The organism is Deinococcota bacterium (genome assembly GCA_030858465.1).
Classification (GTDB): domain Bacteria; phylum Deinococcota; class Deinococci; order Deinococcales; family Trueperaceae; genus JALZLY01.
The window spans coordinates 1-3,656 of sequence record JALZLY010000328.1 but is presented as its reverse complement, the minus strand read 5'-3'; the positions used below and the strand labels follow the sequence as shown (position 1 = coordinate 3,656).

At 68.2% G+C, this 3,656-nt stretch carries 4 protein-coding genes; all 4 read right to left on the bottom strand.

The window, feature by feature from the left end; genetic code table 11:
• On the bottom strand, nucleotides 1–867 hold an 867-nt coding region (locus tag M3498_16265), incomplete at its 3' end, for a hypothetical protein (protein ID MDQ3460827.1).
• A gap of 86 nt (nucleotides 868–953) precedes the next feature.
• On the bottom strand, nucleotides 954–1,301 hold the full coding sequence (locus M3498_16260; GenBank protein ID MDQ3460826.1) for a hypothetical protein: 348 nt from the start codon (nucleotides 1,299–1,301) through the stop codon (nucleotides 954–956).
• 246 nt (nucleotides 1,302–1,547) lie between these two features.
• On the bottom strand, nucleotides 1,548–2,513 hold the full coding sequence (locus M3498_16255; protein MDQ3460825.1) for a branched-chain amino acid transaminase: 966 nt from the start codon (nucleotides 2,511–2,513) through the stop codon (nucleotides 1,548–1,550).
• A 107-nt stretch (nucleotides 2,514–2,620) separates the two neighbouring features.
• The coding region (locus M3498_16250; GenBank protein ID MDQ3460824.1) for a hypothetical protein at nucleotides 2,621–3,656 on the bottom strand (1,036 nt) is incomplete at its 5' end.

The following is a 3,656-nucleotide window of genomic DNA, read 5'->3' as shown; positions in this document are numbered from 1 at the left end:
GGCGGCCAGCCGCCGGGCGACGACCGTACGCTGGCCCTGGGGCGCCAAGGCGTAGGCCTGACGGTAGAGGGCGACCGCCTGCTCGCCCCTGTGGGCGCGGTCGGCAGCGCGGCCCAAGATCATCAAGACGAGGTAGGGCGGCACCCCCGGCAGCGGCTTGTCCTGGAGGAGCCGGTGCGCGGCCTCGAGCTCGCCCTTGGCGGCGTGAAGCCGCGCCTCGGCAAGCGTGAGGCTACGGTAGCCGATGGGCCCCTGACCACGCCGCTGCCAGCGCCCCCGCATGTCGGCCAGTTCCGCCTCGGCGGCTTCCAGGTCGCCGAGCTCGCTGAGCGCCCAGACCCGCGCCCCCTGCGCCAGCGAGGCGTTATCATCAGCGCCATCCCCAGCCCCGCCTCTCGTTCCAGGGTGGGACAGCGCCAGCACCTCCCGCCAGCGCTCCTCCAGGGCGTAGGCCTGGGCGCGGATGAGCAGGTCCCCCTCGCCCGCGAGCTCCAAGGCGCGCGCCACCTCGCCCCGCTGCAGGGCGACCTGGGCCAGGAGGCGGCGCAGGGCGGCGCGGCTCCCCTCGCTCCAGTAGAGCAGCCGGCTGAGGGCCAGGGCCGCGCCGCTGCCGGCGGCCCGCGCCAGCGCCGGCAGCGACAAGGGCCCGAGGATATAGAGCCCCGCGACCACGGTGAGCGGCAGGGCGAGGGCCTCGGGCAGAAGGCCCACGCCGGCGCCTAGCGCCATCAACAAGAGGAATGCGGTAGCCAGGCCGGTCTTTAGGGGCAGTTCGCTCAGGGCGGGGGCGAGCCTCAAGGTCCAGCGGAGGCTGAAGACGCCGACGGCGGCGAGCGCGTAGACGAGGAGCAGGAGGTCTTGGGTCATAGGGTTGCGCTTACCATAGCCCATGACCCGGCCTCGCGTCAGGGCCTGCGACGCATAAGCCGGCGAGACGAGCGGCGCCAGAGTAGCTAGGCGTCCTTGCGCTTGATGTCGTCGAGCAAGGCCTGGATCTGGGTCCAGCGCAGGTCGCTCATGGGCGCGTCGGCGTAGCGGAAGGTGAAGGGGTCGCGGCTGAAAAAGCGCGCCATCATCAGGTCCCAGGCCATCTTGCCGGAAAAGACCCGCTGGTAGAAGATGACCGAGGCGCCGTAGTCGTTGTCGAAGCGGTAGATCTTCTGCCGCCAGCCTTTGAAGAGGCGGGCGAGGCTCTGCTCGCTGTTCGCCTCGGGCCCGTAGCCGAGCCGGAAGTTGCCGTCGTAGACGAGATACTCCGCGTGACGATCGCCGAGTTCCCGCAAGAGATCAGCTTCATTCACAAGGCTATTCTAGACCGAGTGCCGCTGAGAAACTATGACGGATGTGGCATCCTCCCTTAAGGATCGCTTCAGGAGCGGGCCTCAGTCCAGGCTGAAAGCCCACGCCCACGCGGACGGAGACTTCAGCGTACTTGGCGCGCTTGGCGAAGGATTGCGTCATGAGGCTCAGCCTACTGCGCCCATCACGGCAGGAAAAAAGAGGCGCCCGGTAGCGCCTCTCAAGCGTTTGCTCTTCCGGCCATTCGCTCAGTCGTTGACGTAGGAGAGCCAGTGGTCGAACTCCGGCACCCTGCCGGCCGCCACGTCCAGATAGACCTCGCGCATCCGAAGCGAGAAGGCGCCGGCCACGCCCGCGCCGATGGGACGGCGGTCGATGGCGGCGATCGGCGTCACCTCGGCGGCGGTGCCGACCATGAAGACCTCGTCGGCGGTGTAGAGCTCGTCGCGCGTCGCCATCGTCGGGCGCACGGGGGTGCCCATCCACTCGGCGAGCGTGACGACGGTGTCGCGGGTGATGCCGCGCAGGTTGACCGAGTGGGCGATGGGGTGGAGGACGCCGTCTTGCATAAAAAAGATGTTCTCGCCCGAGCCCTCGGCGACGAAGCCCTCCTTGTCTAAGAGCAGCGCCTCGTCGAAGCCGTTTTCTCGAGCTTCGGCGTTCGACAGCACCGAGTTGATGTAGTTGCCGCCCGCCTTGGCCTTGGTCGGCATGATGTCTCCAGACGAGCGCCGCCATGAACTCGTCATCAGCTTGGCGCCCTTCTTGACCGCCTCCTCGCCCAGGTAGACGCCCCAGGGCAGGGTCGCCACCATGAAGTGGACGGTGTTCTTGCCGGGGTTGACGCCCAGGGACTCGGCGCCGTACCACAGCAAGGGGCGGATATAGCAGCTCTTGCGCTCGTTCCTGCGGATGGTCTCCAAGATGGCCTCGTCGATTTCCTCCACCGTCACCGGCGAGGGCATGCCGAGGATCTTGGCGGAGTTCAAGAGGCGCTGGCTGTGCTCGTGCAACCGAAAGACCGCCGCGCCCCGCTCGGTTTCGTAGGCGCGGATGCCCTCGAAGACGGAGGTGCCGTAGTGCAGGGCGTGGGTCATGACCGAGACCACAGCCTCGGCCTCGGGCATCAACTCGCCGTCGAACCAGATTGAACCCGCGCCCGTCGCCGAGGTGCTGGTGGGCGCGTTCTTGGGGGAAGGGGTGGTGACCGACATCGTGACCTCCAGTAATCGTTCGTGTCCCCGTCATCATACGACACGGCGTACGACAGAAACAGCGGGCTTTCGGCGGCGCTAGGCGAGCTGCTCGGACAAACCGCCCTTCAGCACCTGTCGAACACCGCCCCCAGCGCGTCCTTCTCGAGCACCATGGGCCGCGGCCGGCCCTCTTCGTCGGGCCAGTGGACGAGCCTGATCTCGCCGCCCGCTAGCTCGACGCCGGTGATGTCGCCCCCCGGAAAGCAGCAGCAGCCGGTGTTGAAGTAGCAGGGTTTGACCTCGCGGCCGCTCCCCTCGCGCTCCTCTTCCTCGCGCACGTCCTCGAGCTCCTCTTCGAGTTCGGCGACCTTCTGGTGCAGGCGCTGGTGCAGGCGCTGGTGCGGGCGTTGTCGCGGGCGTGTGTCGGCGGACGCCTCCTCGAGTTTGGCCTTGGCCGCTTTGAGCTGCTCGCTCAAGTGCCCGCTGCCCGAGCGCGACTCGAAGACCGGGCGGTGGGTGTGTCCGGCGATGAGCAGCAGCCCGCCCTGCACCGCCGCCCAGGCGTGCAGGGTCTCGTTCTGTTGGTGGCGGAGGTGGCGGTTTTTGGACGGCGTGTCGAGCGACAGGCCGGTGAGACGCTGAAAGGGCCGGTAGAGGTGCCTCACCGCCAGGCGCGCGACACCGGAGAGGCGGTCGCTCTTGAGGCTTCCCTGGTGGCCGTGGACGAGAAAGAGCCCGCCTAGTTCCCGCTTGCCGTCCTTGACGGTGAATAGCAGGCTCTCGTGCGTCTCGAGCGGTGGCTCACCGTAGCGCGGCCGCAGGTGCTCTGTGACCGCCTTCTCGTCCTGCCAGTCGTCATCGTGGTTGCCCCAGACGCGCAGATAGCGCCCCGTCTGGTGGAATCTGGCCTCGAGCTCGAGGCAGTCCCCATAGGCCTCGACCACGTCGGCGGGCCTTTCCTGCCACAGCTCCTCGGCGTCGCCCAGGACGACGAGCGTGTAGCCCCGCTCAAAGTACCAGTCGAGCGCGGCCCTGTAGGTCTCCTCGGCCGCCTCGAAGTCGTCGGCGCCGTTGCGGGCGCCGCGGTGGTGGTCGGAGAAGATGACCAGGCGGCCGGCGTGAAGGTCGAAGTCGCGGGCCCCTCCTCGAGCGCGCTCGAGG